At 59.3% G+C, this 371-nt stretch carries 1 pseudogene; it reads right to left on the bottom strand.

Going from position 1 to position 371, the window contains the following annotated elements:
• A pseudogene (locus tag ALO80_RS02970) lies at positions 1-371 on the bottom strand (hypothetical protein); the annotation flags it as partial.

Genomic DNA, 371 nt, shown 5'->3' with positions numbered 1-371 from the left:
CAGATACTGCTGGGTGAGCGTCGCATTGCCGCGCACCGATGCAGGCAGTTTCTCCGGTTCGCTCTCTGCGCCACACAGCGTGGTGACGGTCTGGGCGATCTGTACCTTGTGTTCGTGCTCGGCTTGCCAGTTGCGATAAGCGGCCTGATCGGCCGCCAGTTGCATGCCCAGATCGTTGAAAATAGCCAACGGGTCATCCAGGGCAATGAGCAGGGAGCTGTCCTGATCGTCGACGCTGCCTTGCCAGAAGACGTCAGCGCCGATTGGCGAAAACAGCGGCTGTTTTTCTTCGCTGGAGGCCTGCGATGCAGGAATCGCCGAGTCTGCAAACCGGTCATCATCGACCACATACTCCTTGTCGATGTCCGCCA

The organism is Pseudomonas caricapapayae, assembly GCF_001400735.1.
GTDB classification, from domain to species: domain Bacteria; phylum Pseudomonadota; class Gammaproteobacteria; order Pseudomonadales; family Pseudomonadaceae; genus Aquipseudomonas; species Aquipseudomonas caricapapayae.
This window is presented reverse-complemented; position numbering and strand designations above follow the sequence as displayed.